Origin of the sequence: Pseudarthrobacter sp. NamB4 (assembly GCF_005796185.1) — a bacterium.
Taxonomy (GTDB): domain Bacteria; phylum Actinomycetota; class Actinomycetes; order Actinomycetales; family Micrococcaceae; genus Arthrobacter.
In genome coordinates this window covers 1-16,001 of record NZ_VAHM01000001.1, presented here as the reverse complement: position 1 = coordinate 16,001, position 16,001 = coordinate 1, and the positions used below count along the sequence as shown (strand labels likewise).

At 66.0% G+C, this 16,001-nt stretch carries 10 protein-coding genes; 3 read left to right on the top strand and 7 right to left on the bottom strand.

Translation table 11 applies throughout. The features are described 5' to 3' along the window. Positions 1-53 precede the first annotated feature (53 nt). The 3 genes from FDW81_RS00050 to FDW81_RS00040 all read left to right on the top strand — a co-directional run bounded on the left by FDW81_RS00050 (position 54) and on the right by FDW81_RS00040 (position 4,528). Positions 54-1,460 carry a 6-phospho-beta-glucosidase gene (locus tag FDW81_RS00050; RefSeq protein WP_138131875.1) on the top strand — a complete coding sequence of 469 codons (1,407 nt, stop codon included), beginning with the start codon at positions 54-56 and terminating at the stop codon, positions 1,458-1,460. 75 nt (positions 1,461-1,535) lie between these two features. Beyond that, the gene (gene mshA / locus FDW81_RS00045) at positions 1,536-2,801 is read left to right on the top strand and encodes a D-inositol-3-phosphate glycosyltransferase (protein ID WP_138131873.1); all 1,266 of its coding nucleotides are present in this window, start codon (positions 1,536-1,538) and stop codon (positions 2,799-2,801) included. Positions 2,802-2,851: 50 nt separating this feature from the next. After that, on the top strand, positions 2,852-4,528 hold the full coding sequence (locus FDW81_RS00040; protein WP_138131871.1) for a formate--tetrahydrofolate ligase: 1,677 nt from the start codon (positions 2,852-2,854) through the stop codon (positions 4,526-4,528). 497 nt (positions 4,529-5,025) lie between these two features. On the opposite strand, the gene FDW81_RS00035 is transcribed toward FDW81_RS00040, so the two are convergent. From FDW81_RS00035 to FDW81_RS00005, 7 genes are all read right to left on the bottom strand, one after another. Continuing rightward, on the bottom strand, positions 5,026-6,111 hold the full coding sequence (locus FDW81_RS00035; protein ID WP_138131869.1) for an inositol-3-phosphate synthase: 1,086 nt from the start codon (positions 6,109-6,111) through the stop codon (positions 5,026-5,028). Positions 6,112-6,273: 162 nt separating this feature from the next. Then, positions 6,274-7,314, bottom strand: coding sequence for an L-glyceraldehyde 3-phosphate reductase (gene mgrA / locus FDW81_RS00030; protein WP_138131867.1), 1,041 nt, complete (start codon positions 7,312-7,314; stop codon positions 6,274-6,276). 98 nt (positions 7,315-7,412) lie between these two features. Next, positions 7,413-9,182, bottom strand: coding sequence for a malto-oligosyltrehalose trehalohydrolase (treZ, locus tag FDW81_RS00025; protein WP_138131865.1), 1,770 nt, complete (start codon positions 9,180-9,182; stop codon positions 7,413-7,415). Beyond that, the gene (gene treY / locus FDW81_RS00020) at positions 9,179-11,506 is read right to left on the bottom strand and encodes a malto-oligosyltrehalose synthase (RefSeq protein ID WP_138131863.1); all 2,328 of its coding nucleotides are present in this window, start codon (positions 11,504-11,506) and stop codon (positions 9,179-9,181) included. Before treY ends, treZ begins: the two co-directional genes overlap by 4 nt. Beyond that, the gene (glgX, locus tag FDW81_RS00015) at positions 11,503-13,758 is read right to left on the bottom strand and encodes a glycogen debranching protein GlgX (RefSeq protein ID WP_138131861.1); all 2,256 of its coding nucleotides are present in this window, start codon (positions 13,756-13,758) and stop codon (positions 11,503-11,505) included. Before glgX ends, treY begins: the two co-directional genes overlap by 4 nt. Positions 13,759-13,824: 66 nt before the next feature. Then, a complete protein-coding gene (locus FDW81_RS00010; RefSeq protein WP_138131859.1) occupies positions 13,825-15,420 on the bottom strand; it encodes an NAD(P)H-hydrate epimerase in 1,596 nt (531 codons plus the stop codon). Positions 15,421-15,444: 24 nt separating this feature from the next. Continuing rightward, on the bottom strand, positions 15,445-15,792 hold the full coding sequence (locus FDW81_RS00005; RefSeq protein ID WP_018776647.1) for a holo-ACP synthase: 348 nt from the start codon (positions 15,790-15,792) through the stop codon (positions 15,445-15,447). Positions 15,793-16,001 lie beyond the last annotated feature (209 nt).

Below are 16,001 nucleotides of genomic sequence, written 5' to 3'. Positions count from 1 at the left end.
CCTGCCGCTGACATCCGGTAGGGGCCTGGGGTCGCCCGGCCTACACTGCTCTTATGCGGCTTCTGATTGCCGGCGGCGGTGGGTTCCGGGTACCGCTGATTTACCGGGCGCTGGCCTCCGGCCGCTTTGGCGGCTTGGTCACCGAGCTGGTGCTGTACGACGTTGACCCCGCCCGCATCGACGCCGTCACCGCCGTCCTGCGCAGCATGCCTGAAGGGACGCGTGCCCGCCTTCCCGTCCACCCCACCACGGACCTGACCGGTGCACTGGCCGGCACGGAAATGGTGTTTGCAGCCATCCGGCCCGGCGGCACGGCAGGGCGGGTGGCGGATGAGAAAGTGGCGCAGGACCTGGGTCTGCTGGGACAGGAAACCACCGGAGCCGGCGGCATCTCCTACGCACTGCGGACCATCCCGCATATGCTGCACCTGGCACGGCTGATGACGGAGCACTGCCCGGATGCCTGGCTGATCAATTTCACCAATCCCGCCGGCATGGTCACCGAGGCGCTGCTCCCGGTGCTGGGCAGGAAGGTGATCGGGATCTGCGACTCGGCGGGCGGCCTGGTGCAGCGTGCAGCGCGGGCAGCGGGTGTTGTGCTGCCGGCGGGAAGGCTCGACGGCGTGGGCTACTACGGCCTCAACCATCTGGGCTGGCTGTACCGGCTGGAGTCCGCCGGGCGGGACGTGCTGCCGGACCTGCTCGCAAACCCGAAGGCGCTGGACTCGTTCGAGGAGGGCAGGCTGTTCCCCCAGCCGTTCCTGGCCCGCCTGGGCGTGCTGCCCAACGAGTACCTGTACTACTACTACGAGCAGGACAAGGCCCGGGAGGCAATGCGCGCCATGGCCCGCACCCGCGGCGAGACCATCCACAGCCAGCAGCAGGAGCTTTATCCGAGGCTCGCCAGTGCCGGCGCCGATGCCTTCCGGCTGTGGGAGGAGGCGCGCCGGTCCCGTGAGGAGGGTTACCTTGCCGAAGCGCGGGCCGGGGGCGGGCACCGGGATGAGGACGATCTGGCCGGCGGCGGCTACGAACGGGTGGCCCTCGCCGCCATGCAGGCACTGTCCGGAACCGGTGACAGTCAGCTGATCCTGAACACCCGCAACTCCTTGCCGGCTTCAAGTCTGCCCCCAGCGGCTGAAGCAGCCCCTCCACAAGCCGCCATTCCCGGACTGCCCGCGGACGCCGTCGTCGAACTTCCCTGCACGGTGACTGCCCGCGGTGCACAGCCACTGCCCCAGAAGGTTCCCCCGGAACCACAGCTGGAGCTGCTCCGCCGGGTAAAGGAAGTGGAGAGGCTGACGGTCCTGGCGGCAACAGAGGGGAACCGGGACGCGGCCCTGGCAGCCTTCGCCCGGCACCCGCTGGTGGGATCCGAAGGGCTGGCCGCCGCGCTGCTGGCCGGCTACGAACAGGAGTTCCCTGCGCTGCGGGACCTGTGGGGCAGGGGCAGTCGTTAGGGGAGGAGTAGTGTTTTATCGGACGCGCACTGAACCGGCGCTGCCAGTACGTGCCGGTGGCAGGAAGGAGGTCCCGTGGCTTTGATCCGCAGGGTCGCTTTGCTCTCCCTCCACACCTCGCCGATGGAGCAGCCGGGCTCCGGTGACGCCGGCGGGATGAACGTATACATCCGGGAACTCGCGTCTGCACTGGCCGAAGCCGGTGTTGAGGTGGAAATCTTCACCCGGTCCACGTCTGCCAACCAGCCCGCCGTCGAGCATCCCGATCCCGGCGTCTGCGTCCACAACGTCCTGGCCGGGCCGCCGAAAAAGATCCCCAAGGAAGAACTTCCGGGCCTGCTGCACAGCATGGTTGCCGAGATCGAGCAGATCCGCAGGCGGCAGCCGCACGGGCGCTACGACGTGATCCACTCGCACTACTGGGTCTCCGGGATCGCCGGCCTTGAGCTCTCCGGGCTGTGGGGCGTGCCGCTGGTCCACACCATGCACACCATGGCGAAGGTGAAGAACCTCCTGCTCCAGTCAGGTGAACAGCCCGAGCCGCGGCGCCGGGAACTGGGCGAGCACCGCATCGTCGACGGTGCCGCGCGGCTCATCGCCAACACGAGCGCCGAGGCCGCCGAACTGGTGTCGCACTACGGTGCCACCTATGACCGGATTGACATCGCTCCCCCCGGGGTGGACCTCAGCACCTTCACCCCGGCTTTCCGCGCCAGGTCACGGAGTGAGCGGGGCATCGGACCGGGGACGTTCCACCTGGTCTTCGCCGGCCGGATCCAGCGGCTGAAGGGGCCCCAGGTACTGGTCAAGGCAGCCGCGCTGCTCCGGCAGCGCCGCCCGGACATCGACCTCCGGCTAACCATCCTGGGCTCGCTGAGCGGCAACAAGGAATTCAACCTCCGCCGTCTGGTGACGGACGCGGGAATGGACGACGTCGTCACGCAGCTTCCGCCGGTCAAGGCACCTGAGCTGGCTGCCTGGTTCCGCGCGGCGGACGTGGTGGTCATGCCTTCCTTCAGCGAATCCTTCGGGCTGGTGGCGCTTGAAGCCCAGGCCTGCGGCACGCCGGTGGTGGCCACGCGCGTGGGCGGGCTGTCCCGGGCGATTTTCCACGGCAGGACCGGCCTGCTGGTGGACGGGCACCATGCCGCCGACTGGGCCGACGCACTCGAGGCGTTGTACGACGACCCCGTGACCCGCGAGGACATGGGGCGGGCTGCCGCCATCCGGGCACAGAATTCCGGATGGGCCCGCACTGCCGCCATCACGCTGGAAAGCTACCACGCCGCCGTCGACAATTACGCGGGAAGCCGGCTTGTCCCGGCCGTTCCCGCCTCGTAAGGACCCGCTCCCCCGGACTACTCACCGGAACCGCCAAGGAAAGGACAACGATGTCTTCCATCCCCAGTGACCTTGAGATTGCCCGAGCGGCACGGATCCGGCCCATTGAGGAAATAGCGGCAGCGGCGGGCATTAATGCGGAGGCGGTGGAGCAGTACGGGCGGTACAAAGCCAAAATTGATCCGGCCCGGCTGCAGGCTCCTGCTCCTGCCGGGAAGGTGGTGCTGGTTTCGGCCATGTCCCCCACCCCTGCCGGTGAAGGGAAGTCCACCACCACGGTTGGGCTGGCTGACTCGCTGGCCCGGGCAGGGCACAAGGTCATGATCGCGCTTCGGGAACCTTCTCTCGGTCCCGTCCTGGGCATGAAGGGCGGCGCCACCGGCGGCGGCCACTCCCAGGTGTTGCCGATGGACGAAATCAACCTGCACTTCACCGGCGACTTCCATGCCATCACCGCGGCGAACAACGCACTGATGGCGCTGGTGGACAATCACATTTACCAGGGCAATGAGCTCAACATCGACCCTCGTCGCATAACCTTCAAGCGCGTCCTGGACATGAATGACCGTGCCCTCCGGGAGATGGTCATCGGGCTGGGCGGACCCACCCAGGGAGTTCCGCGCCAGGACGGTTTCGACATCACGGTGGCCTCCGAGATCATGGCGGTGTTCTGCCTGGCCACGGACCTGGCGGACCTCCGCGAGCGCCTGGGTCGCATCACCTTCGGGTACACGTTCAACCGGATGCCGGTCACCGTTGCAGACCTGGGCGTGCAGGGGGCACTGACCCTGCTGCTCAAGGAGGCCGTCAAACCCAACTTGGTGCAGACCATCGCCGGCACCCCGGCCCTGGTGCATGGGGGCCCTTTTGCCAACATTGCCCACGGCTGCAACTCGCTGATTGCCACGCAGACTGCCCGGCGTTTGGCGGACATCGTTGTGACGGAGGCAGGCTTCGGCGCTGACCTGGGGGCCGAGAAGTTTATGGACATCAAGGCCCGCGTCGGCGGGCTGGCACCCTCGGCCGTGGTGGTAGTGGCAACGGTACGGGCGCTGAAGATGCAGGGCGGCGTGGCCAAGGAGCAGCTGGCGATGCCGGATGTGGCAGCACTGCAAGCAGGGGTGTCCAACCTGCGCCAGCACGTCCGGAATGTGGAAAAGTTCGGCGTTCCGCCCGTGGTGGCCATTAACCGGTTTGCATCCGATACTCCTGAGGAACTCGATTGGCTGCTGGCGTGGTGCGCGGCGGAAGGGGTCCCCGCTGCAGTGGCGGATGTGTGGGGGCGCGGCGGAGGCGGCGACGGCGGGGATGAGCTGGCAGCCCTGGTGGCGCAGACCGTCTCCGGGCCCAGCAACTTCCGGCATCTGTATCCGCTGGAGCTCCCGGTGGAGGACAAGATCCGGACTATCGCCCAGGAGATCTACGGGGCGGACGGTGTTGATTTCTCCGTCCCGGCGCTGAAGCGGCTGGCTGACATCGAGCGGAACGGGTGGTCCCAGCTGCCGGTGTGCATGGCTAAAACCCAGTACTCCTTCACGGACGACGCCTCGCGGCTTGGGGCCCCGAAGGGCTTCACCATCCATGTGCGGGACCTGCTGCCCAAGACGGGCGCGGGGTTCATTGTGGCACTGACCGGAGCTGTGATGACCATGCCCGGCCTGCCCGCGGCTCCGGCCGCCATGCGCATGGACGTCGACGAATTTGGTAACCCTATCGGCCTCACGTAACCGCCGACGCTCTCTCACTAAACGTGGGCTTCTTACAGACGCTCCCTCACTTAACGTGGGCTTTCCGCAGACGCTCTCTCACCTGATGTGGGCTTTCCGTAGACGCTCTCTCACCTGATGTTGGCTTTCCGCAGACGCTCTCTCACCTGATGTGGGCTTTCCGTAGACGCTCTCTCACCTGATGTGGGCTTTCCAACGATCCTCTCGCATGTCCGGCGGGTCAGGGACTCGTGCGACATCCGGGTGCGGCGATGCCGACCGACAGGCTCATGCTCACTGCCACCGCCAGAATGCATCGGATCAGCCAGGTTTTTCTCAAACTCCTGGCACTGGCCCAAACCAGCCACTTCATCGGCCGCCATGAGGTTAAAGCCGCGGCGCTCCCCCACCGAAGTGAGAGAGCGCCGCGTGAAAACCCACATTAAGTGAGAGAGGATCGTCCAGAACCCGACGTTAAGTGAGAGAGGGTCGCACCGGTGGGCAGCCGGACTCGCGGGTTAGCGCTCGATGTCGCCGCGGATGAAGGCTTCCACCTTTTCGCGGGCGAGGTCGTCGTTGAACTGCTCCGGCGGGGACTTCATGAAGTAGCTCGAAGCGGAGAGCAGCGGGCCGCCGATGCCACGGTCCAGGCCGATCTTGGCGGCGCGGATGGCGTCGATGATCACGCCGGCGGAGTTCGGGGAATCCCAAACTTCCAGCTTGTACTCGAGCGACACGGGTGCGTCACCGAAGTTGCGGCCTTCGAGGCGGACGAAGGCCCACTTGCGGTCATCGAGCCACTGAACGTAGTCGGACGGGCCGATGTGGACGTCTTTGGCAGCCAATTCGGCTTCAACGTTGGAAGTGACGGCCTGGGTTTTGGAGATTTTCTTGGACTCCAGGCGGTCGCGCTCCAGCATGTTTTTAAAGTCCATGTTGCCGCCGACGTTCAGCTGGTAGGTGCGGTCCAGCGTGACGCCGCGGTCTTCGAACAGCTTGGCCATGACACGGTGAGTGATGGTAGCCCCGATCTGGCTCTTGATGTCGTCGCCCACGATCGGCACACCGGCAGCCGTGAACTTGTCTGCCCATTCCCTGGTGCCGGCGATGAACACGGGCAGGGCGTTAACGAAGGCCACGCCGGCGTCGATGGCGCACTGCGCATAGAATTCGGCAGCTTCCTGGGAACCAACCGGCAGGTAGCAGACCAGGACGTCAGCCTTGGCGTCCTTGAGCGCCTGCACCACGTCCACGGGCTCTTCGGTGGACTGCTCGATGGTCTCGAGGTAGTACTTCCCCAGGCCGTCGAGGGTGTGGCCGCGCTGGACGGTGACGCCGGTGGGCGGCACGTCGGCGATCTTGATGGTGTTGTTTTCGCTTGCCAGGATGGCGTCGGCCAGGTCAACGCCGACCTTCTTGCCGTCGACGTCGAACGCGGCGACAAACTCGACGTCACCCACGTGGTACTGGCCGAACTCAACGTGCATCAGGCCCGGAATCGTGGCCTTGGGGTCTGCATCCCTGTAGTAGTGGACGCCCTGGACCAGCGAAGCGGCGCAGTTTCCTACGCCGACGATTGCAACACGAATCGGATGTGAAGACACGGAACTCCTTTGAGGACAAACGTCAGCCGGCCGGTTCGGCTTCGAGAAATGTACGACGACGGCCGGCAGGCTTTGGCGCCGCGCGGCGCCTTTTCATAGTACCCAACTGAGTGGGCGCGGGGCCTGTTCCCGCGTCCCGCTCGTTGGAATGGCGGTAAAAATCTAGACGGGCTGCTTCCAGAGGTTGATATCCGATTCCACCGCGAACTCGTCGATGGCGTTCAACTCGTCCTCTGTGAATTCGAGGTTGTTGATGGCGGACAGTGAGTCCTCCAGCTGACTGACACTGGACGCGCCGATAAGCGCCGAGGTAACAGATGATCCCGCTTGCTGGTCCCGGAGAACCCAGGCAATGGCCATCTGCGCCAGTGATTGCCCTCGGCCCGACGCTATCGTGTGCAGGCCTCGGATCCGGTCCAGCTTCTCGTCGGTGATCGCGTCCTCGGACAAGAACCGTGCCTTGGCTGCGCGTGAGTCGGCCGGAATCCCGTCGAGGTAGCGGTCGGTGAGCATTCCCTGGGCGAGCGGTGAGAAGGCGATCGAGCCGGCGCCCACCTGGTCAAGCGCCTCGTAGAGGTTCGGTGAACCGTTCTCGGTCCAGCGGTTGAGCATGGAGTAGCTGGGCTGGTGGATCAGCAGCGGCGTTCCGAGTTCCTTCAGAATGCTGGCTGCCTCGAGGGTCTGCTCAGGAGTGTAGGAGGAGATGCCGGCGTACAGGGCCCTTCCTGAACGAACCGCGTAGTCCAACGCGCCCATGGTCTCCTCCAGCGGGGTTTCCGGGTCGGGCCGGTGGCTGTAGAAGATGTCCACGTAGTCCAGGCCCATCCGCTGCAGCGACTGGTCCAGGCTGGAAATCAGGTACTTGCGGGAGCCCCATTCGCCGTAAGGTCCGGGCCACATGTAGTAGCCCGCCTTGGTGGAGATCACCAGTTCGTCCCGGTACGGCTTGAAATCCTCCTTCAGGTGCCGGCCGAAGTTGCTTTCAGCTGACCCGTCTGGAGGTCCATAGTTGTTGGCGAGGTCGAAGTGGTTGACGCCGAGATCAAAGGCGCGGCGGAGGATGGCCCGCTGTTCGTCGAAGCGCTTGTCGTCGCCGAAGTTGTGCCAGAGGCCGAGGGAGATCGCCGGGAGTTTGAGACCGCTGCGGCCGACGCGGCGGTAGGGCATGGTTTCGTAGCGGTTATCCGCCGCGGAATAAGTCATACGTTCCATCCTGCCAGCTGTGACTGGCGCAGCATTACAACGTGGGAAAAGTTACGCCGCGGGCAAGTCCAGCCCGCGGCGTAACTTTGATGACTAGTTCAGGACTTGAGGATTGCCGCGCTCCAAGGCGCCAGGGCCAGCGCGTCGCCGTCGAGGGAAGTACCGTCGTCCGTCGAGAGCAGGACGGAACCCCGGGCACCCTCCAGCCGGACCTTCGCATCCGACAGGTTCAGGAGCACCTCAACACTTCCGCGCCGGAAACGCAGCCAACCAGCGTCGTCGTCGAACGTCACGTCCGTTTCCCCGAAGCCCAGCCCGGCAAGCTCACGGTGCTCCCGGCGCAGCGCCGTGAGGGAGCGGTACAGCTCAAGGAGCCTCGCGTGATCGCCGCCGGTGGCCTCGTCCCAGTTGAGCTTGGAGCGGGTGAAGGTCTCCGGGTCCTGCGGATCGGGCACGACGGCGGGATCCCACCCCATCCGCTCGAACTCCTTGATGCGCCCTTCCGCGGTGGCCTTGCCCAGTTCGGGTTCCGGATGGGAGGTGAAGAACTGCCAGGGCGTGCCGGCCGCGAACTCCTCGCCCATGAACAGCATGGGGGTGAACGGCGACGTCAGAGTGAGCACCGCCGCCATGGCCAGCTGCCCGTAGGACAGCGACTGCGAGAGCCTGTCCCCCGTGGCCCGGTTGCCGATCTGGTCGTGGTTCTGGTTGCACACCACCAGCGCCGCCGGGTGCACCAGCGCAGCGTTGATGGGTCTGCCGTGATGGCGGCCACGGAAGCTGGAGTAGCTGCCGTCGTGCAGGAAGCCGTCCTTGAGGACCTTCGCCAGTACCCCCAGCGACTGGAAATCCTCGTAGTAGCCGGTGGTCTCGCCGCTGACACTGACGTGCACGGCGTGGTGGAAGTCGTCGCTCCACTGCCCGGCAAGACCGTACCCGTTGGTGTCCCGCGGGTACAGCAGGCGCGGATTGTTCAGGTCCGACTCGGCGATCAGCGTCTTGGGCAAACCGGTTTCGGCGGAGACGGCGTCACCCAGGGCACCGAACTCTTCCAGAATGTGGATGGCCCGCTCGTCGCGCAGCGCGTGCACGGCGTCAAGGCGCAGCCCGTCCACGTGGTAGTCCCGGAGCCAGAGCGCGAGGTTGTCCAGAATGTACTCACGCACCACGTCGGAGCCGGGCCCGTCCAGGTTGACTGAATCGCCCCAGGTGTTGGCGTCGCCCTGCTTCAGGTAAGGGCCGAACTTGGGCAGGTAGTTGCCGCTGGGACCAAGGTGGTTGTACACCACGTCCTGAATGACGCCCAGGCCGGCAGCATGGGCGGCGTCCACGAAACGCTGGTAGGCGGCAGGGCCGCCGTAGCCTTCGTGGACCGCGTACCACTGGACGCCATCGTAGCCCCAGTTGTGGGTCCCGTTGAAGCCGTTGACAGGCAGCAGCTCAACAAAGTCGACGCCGAGGTCCGCCAGGTAACCCAGCTTTCCGGCGGCAGCATCCAGGGTCCCCTCGGGCGTGAACGTGCCCACGTGGAGTTCGTAGATGACCGAACCCTGCAGCTCCTTGCCTTTCCAGTCGCCGTCCTGCCAGGCGTGGGTGGCCGGATCGAAGGTTCTGGAAAGCTCATGGACCCCGGCGGGCAGCCGCCGTGAGCGGGGATCGGGAACCGGGTGGCCGTCGCCGTCGAGCAGGTAGCCGTAGTCCACCTCGCCGTCAGCAGGGGCATCCGGTGCGGTCCACCAGCCCTCCGAGCCGGGAGCGGTCTCCTTCTGCAGCATCGGATACTGCCTGCCATCTGCCAGCAGGATCACCGAATTGGCTTCGGGGGCCCAGACGTCAAAACGCTCGGGGCCATTGTTCACAAGGGTCATGCTTGTTCTCCATCCGCGGGTACGAGCAAAGCCACCGGGTAGGTACCCAGGACGTCGGCCACCGAAACGGTGCCCGGGCCGTAAGCGGCGCCGGTGAACTCGTCCCGCATGTCAACGGGAAGGTCGACGGCGGTGTCACGCCAGCCGCCGCCGGCTGCCAGGCCCGCGGGGAGCCGGGTGGCAAGCGTCAGGGCGCCAGGAGCACTGCCGTCCCCGCGGTGGAAGGCGAGGAGGTGCCCGGCGGCCGCACCGGATGCAGTCACCGGCGTGTAGCCCTGAAACAATTCCGGGCGGTCACGGCGGAGCCGCAGCGCGCGGGAGGTGATCAGGAGCTTACTGGTGTCCGTTCCCGACGCAGGCAAGGTGCCGGCGTCGAGCTTTGCCAGCTCCTCCTGAAGCCGCGCGAAGTCCACGGGCCGCCGGTTGTCCGGGTCGGTGAGGGACCGTTCCCAAAACTCGCTGCCCTGGTACACATCCGGCACTCCGGGCATGGTCAGCTGGACGAGCTTGGCGGAAACCGAGTTGGACGCGGAGTAGGCGTCGATCCTAGCCACGAAGTCCTCCACCACCTTGGCGACCTGTGCATCGTCGAACACTGCATCCACGGCCGCCTTGACCTTCGACTCGAAGGTCTCGTCCGGGTCCGTCCACTTGGTGGAGTTGCCGGCTTCCCGGGCAGCCTTCTCCGCGTACCCCTGGAGCCGTTCCCTGCTGGCCGGCCAGGCGCCGACGATTGCCTGCCACAGCAGGTTCTCGTACGGGCCGTCCGGAATCGGGGCCAGGTCCCGGAGGGTGTTAAGCGTTTCCGTCCACTCCTGGGGCAGTTCGGCGATGACGGAAATGCGCGCCCGGGCATCTTCGCTGCGCTTGGTGTCATGCGTGGACATGGTGGTCATGGAGAGCGGCAGTTCCTGCTGGCGCCGGAGCATCCGGTGGTGGAACTCCTCAGGGCCCACGGCGAACTCGGTGGGTTCGGCCCCCACCTCGGTCAGCGTGCCCAACCGGGTGTAGCGGTAGAACGCGGTGTCCTCCACGCCCTTGGCCATCACCATGCCGGAGGTCTGCTGGAAGCGGACGGCGATGGGGTTGGCCGGGTCGAGGAGCAGCGGCAGCAGCGTGCCGACGGCAACCTCCAGGTCCGGGCGGTGTGCGGCGGCGGACTCGCAGGCTTCCTTCAGGATCTCGGCGCCGGTGGGCAGGTAGGTCCGGTAGACCGGGAAGGCGGCGATGATTTCCGCAATGGCATCGGCTGCCTGTTCCACCGAAAGTCCGTGGGACTCCGGAACCAGCCGGGCCAGCCTCAGCACCTCGGAGCGGAGGATGCCGTCGGCGATCATCCGCTTGGTGCCGCGGATCATCCCGGCGTAGTCGGCCGGGGCGTCAGCGCCCCGGAGCTTCGCATCCAGCTCGTCAAGGGGCGCCTGGCCGGCGGGGTCGATGAAGACCCTGTCGACGTCGGCCAGGGCGTCGTAGCCGGTGGTTCCTTCGCAGGCGAACTCGCTGGGCAGGACTTCGCCCGGCTCAAGGATCTTTTCCACCAGGACGTACGCGCCGCCGCTCAGGTCCTTCAGCCACCGGAGGTAGCCGGTGGGATCGGCAAGGCCATCGGGGTGGTCCACACGGAGCCCGTCCACCAGGCCTTCCTTGAACCAGCGGCCCACCTCTGCATGTGCTTCCTCGAAGACTTGGGGAACCTCCACCCGGATCCCCGCGAGCGTGGTGACCGCAAAGAAGCGCCGGTAGTTCAGCTCAGCGTCAGCGCGGCGCCAGTCGATCAGCTCGTAGTGCTGGCGGCTGTGCACCTCCTGCGGGGTGTCCCCCTCGGAATAAGTCCCTTCAGCGAGCGGGAACCGGTGGTCGTAGTAGCGGAGTTCGCCGTCCTTAATCTCGAGCTTGTCCAGGTCCTCCCCGGAGCCAAGCATGGGCAGCCTGATCTTTCCGCCGCCCAGGTCCCAGTCGACGTCAAACGCCTCAGCATAGGGCGAACCCTTCCCCTCCTTGAGCAGGGACCACCACCACGGGTTCTGCGCCGGGGTGGCCACCCCTACATGGTTGGGAACGATGTCCACCAGGACGCCCATCCCGTGCTCGCGGGCGGCCCTGGACAGGGCCAGGAGGCCTTCCGGCCCGCCTCGTTCCGGATCGATAGCGGAGGGGTCAGTCACGTCATAGCCGTGGTCCGAGCCCTGTTCCGCGGTCAGGATCGGTGACAGGTACACCCAGTCCACGCCGAGGGATTTCAGGTACGGGACCTTTTCGGCAGCGTCAAACAGGGTGAAGCTGCGGCGGATCTGGAGTCGGTAGGTTGATGCCGGCGCCCTCACTTGCCAGTCGCCTTCCGCTCGCCGATCTGCGTGGTCTTCCCGGGCTCGGCCACCACCGGGGTGCTGACCGATTCCGCCTCGCTTGTGGTCGCCTGGGTCAGGGCTGCAAGGGATGCGGCAACCGAGTGGTCAGGTTCAACTTCCTCCACGGTGTGGGCCCGCAGGACCACCAGGGACTTCGCCTCCACCGGCAAGGGCTCCCCCGCTGCCGCCGGCTTGGTGTCTGCGTTCTGCCCGGCGGTGTCGATGATGACGTCCCAGGCAGGAGCGTACTCGTCAGAGGGCAGCGTGAACTTGACCGTGTCATCGTGCGCGTTGAAGAACAGCAGGAAGTTGACGTCGGTGATCCTGCGGCCGCGGCTGTCCTTGCCCTGGATGCCGTCTCCGTTCAGGAAGACACCCACGGAGCGGCCGAAGCCGCTGTCCCAGGCTTCAGGCTTCATGGTTTCGCCGGACGGGTCCAGCCATACGATGTCCGGCAGCCGCTCGCCTTCACCCCGCAGGACGGGGCGGCCGTCGAAGAACCGGCTGCGGCGGAAGGTGGGGTGCTTGGCGCGGAGCGCGTTGACTGCCGCCGTGAACTCGATCAGCGGCTGGTCGATGCTGTCCCAGTTGATCCAGGTCAGTTCCGAGTCCTGGCAGTACCCGTTGTTGTTGCCCTGCTGCGTGCGGCCGAGCTCGTCACCGTGCAGGAGCATGGGCACGCCCTGGGACAGGAGCAGCGAGGCGATGAAGTTCCGCTGCTGCCGGGCCCGCAGCGCCAGGACCTTGGGATCGTCGGTGGGACCTTCAGCACCGCAGTTCCATGACCGGTTGTGCGATTCGCCGTCGTTGTTGCCTTCGCCGTTGGCGTCGTTGTGCTTCTCGTTGTAGGACACCAGGTCCGCGAGGGTGAAGCCGTCGTGGGCGGTGACGAAGTTGATGGACGCAACGGGACGGCGGCCAGAGTGCTCGTACAGGTCTGCCGAGCCGGTGATGCGGGAAGCGAACTCGCCCAAGGTGGCCGGTTCGCCGCGCCAGAAGTCACGGACGGTGTCGCGGTATTTGCCGTTCCATTCCGTCCACTGCGGCGGGAAGTTGCCCACCTGGTAGCCGCCAGGACCCACGTCCCAGGGCTCGGCGATGAGCTTAACCTGGGAGACCACCGGGTCCTGCTGGATGAGTTCGAAGAAGGTGGACAGCTTGTCCACGTCGTAGAACTCGCGGGCCAGGGTGGAGGCGAGGTCGAAGCGGAAGCCGTCCACGTGCATCTCGGTGACCCAGTAGCGAAGCGAGTCCATGATCAGCTGCAGGGAGTGCGGGTGCCGGACGTTCAGGGAGTTGCCGGTGCCCGTGTAGTCCATGTAGTGCTTTTCATCGCCGTCCATCAGCCGGTAGTAGGCGGCGTTGTCGATGCCCTTGAAGGACAGCGTGGGGCCCAGGTGATTGCCTTCGGCGGTGTGGTTGTACACCACGTCCAGGATGACCTCGATGCCGGCCTTGTGCAGCGCGCGGACCATGGCCTTGAAGTCCTGGACCTGCTGGCCGGTGTCGCCCGTGGAGCTGTAGGTGTTCTGCGGCGCGAAGAAGCCGATGGTGTTGTAGCCCCAGTAGTTGTTCAGGCCTTTGTCCTGCAGCGTGCCGTCATTGACGAACTGGTGCACGGGCATCAGTTCGATGGCCGTGACGCCGAGCTTCTGGAGGTGAGAGATGACGGCAGGGTGCGCCACGCCGGCGTAGGTTCCGCGCTGTTCTTCCGGGATTTCCGGGTGCAGCTGCGTGAGGCCCTTGACGTGGGCCTCGTAGATGACGGACTGGTGGTACGGAATCCGCAGGTTCTGGTCGCCGTCCCAGTCAAAGAACGGGTTGATGACCACGCCCAGCATCATGTGCTTGGCGGAGTCCTCGTTGTTGATCGATTCCGGCTCGCCCAGGTTGTAGGTGAACAGCGACGGATCCCAGTCCACCTGGCCGTGAACGGCCTTGGCGTAGGGATCAAGCAGGAGTTTGTTGGGGTTGAAGCGGTTGCCGGTGGCGGGGTCGTAGGGCCCGTGGACGCGGTAGCCGTACTTCTGCCCGGGCTGGACCTGCGGAATGTAGCAGTGCCAGACGTAGCCGTCCACCTCGTCCAGGGGGATGCGCGTTTCTTCGCCATCATCGTCGAACAGGCACAGCTCAACTTTCTCTGCTCGTTCGCTGAACAGGGCAAAGTTCGTGCCGGTTCCGTTATAGGTGGCGCCAAGGGGATAAGCCGATCCAGGCCAGACTTCCATAATGCTCCTCTTCATAATTGGCAGCAGAAGTGCAGCAGCGCTCCTGATGCCGGTGCGAACTAATGCCTACCGTAACGGCTGACCGTGACTATTACGTATCCAGGCCCCAGAGTTACTAAGCGTGCTTACTTTACCCCAGATGTAAGGTAAAGCATCAGCGATTCCGCCAGCAGCGATCGGTCCCCCTGCCGTGGCTTCCGACGCCGCCCTGCCTGCTTTGCCGTGCAGGGCGACTCCCAGCGCGGCTATTGCTGCCCACCGGGCGTCCGTGTCCGCGCCCGACTTCCTGAAGGGTTCGACGGCGGAAGCCGCCTGGGCAAGCAGGGCACCGATAACGCCGGCGAGGACGTCCCCGCTGCCGGCGGTTGCCAGCCAGGGCGTCCCGTCTGCCTGACTGAACACGGCCCCGGAGGGTGCGGCCACCAAAGTGGAAGCGCCCTTGAGCAGCACCGTTGCGCCGGTCAGGGCTGACCCGTGGCGGACCGCGGCCAGGGTTCCGGCCTCGACCGCGCCCCTGTCCTCCGTCCCGCCCAGCCGCTGAAGGAGCGCGGCGAGTTCCCCGGCATGCGGGGTCAGGACCACGTGCGGGGACAGAACGTCAGGTAGGGCAGGCAGCGCCCCGGCATCGGCCACCACGGGCAGGCCGGAATCAACAGCATCCCGGGCGCGCTGAAGCTGTTCGTGGGCTTCAGGCCCCATGCCGGATCCCACCAGCCACGCCTGGACACGGTTGTCTGCCACAGATCCTGTACTGCAGACCACCTCGGGGCACGACTGCCGCACCAGGTCCGCCACGTCGGGCGGGCCCAGGTAGCGCACCATCCCGACACCGGCGGCAAGGGCGCCGCGGCAGGCCAGGACGGCGGCGCCCGGATAGTCGGTAGATCCGGCCACCACTCCCAGCACTCCGCGTGAGTACTTGTGCGCGCGGCGGGCAGGCCTCGGCAGCAGCGCAGCAAGATCCTCAACTTCAAGCCGGCGCAGTGACGGTTCTGGCAGGCGTTGCTCGATCCCGATGGGCACCACCTGCACCCTGCCCGCGAAGTCGGCGCCGGGGTCGGCCAGCAGGCCGGCCTTGGCGCCGGCGAAGGTGACCGTCAGGTCGGCGGGCAGGACGGGCCCGGCAACTTCCCCGGTGTCGGCATCCACACCACTGGGCAGGTCGCACGCCACCACGAAGGATTGTCCTTCAGCAGCCGGCAGGAGTTCGGTCAAGGTGCTGACCAGGGCGGCAGCCGGACCGCGCAGGCCCCCTTTCGCCCCTGTCCCCAGCACGGCGTCGATCACGATGTCGGCACGCGCGGCTTCCACGGCCAGCTCGCCGGGAGCGGCGTCGGCCAGTCGGTGGGACCTGCCGCCGGCACTTTCAAAAGCAGCCAGTGCCTTGGAATGGGCGGAGTCCGCGGTGAGCACCGCCGTCGTACGCATTCCCCTGGCGGCGAGGAAAGCGGCGGCGTAAAGCCCGTCTCCCCCGTTGTTGCCCTTCCCCGCGAGCACAGAGACCTTGGCGCCGTAGAGGCGGACGCCGCGGGACTTGAGCTCACTGATCACGGCATTGGCCAGCCCGTGGGCAGCACGCTGCATGAGGACGTCACCCAGGCCCGTGGCAAGGAGCGGTTCCTCGGCTTGCCGGATTTGAGTCCCGGTGTAGGCTCTGATCATGGTGCGAAGCGGCAGACTGCCGGATCAGCCCTCGGCCAGAACCGTGGCGGTGGCGATCCCGCCGTCGTGGCTCATGGAAAGGTGCCAGCGCTTGACGCCCTTGGCCTCGGCGACTGCGAGCACGGTGCCTTTGACCTGGATGGTGGGGCCGTTCTGATCGAGACCGATCCAGCAGTCCTGCCAGTTCATGCCGGCCGGCGCACCAAGGACCTTGGCAACAGCTTCCTTGGCAGCAAAGCGGGCGGCGAGGGAACGGGTGTTGAGTTCCCGCTCGGCAGGGACAAACAGCCGGTCCCGGAGCCCCGGGGTGCGCTCAAGCTGGCGGCCGAACCGCTCGATGTCTACTACGTCTACGCCAATGCCAACAATCATGGCACTACTCTACGGTGACGCCCTGACACTGCAGCGCATTGCCCTTCGACGTAGATGCGTCACTTTTGGGCCTCGAAGTTAAGGCGCGCCCCGGTTTTTCAGGGCTTCATTGAGCGGCGGGGCGGCAAAAGTTACGCAAACAAATCCGGGCAAAGGAAAACCCCGGGGTAACAAGCCCGGGGTTTTCCTGTTCAACGGGATTCCCTTAC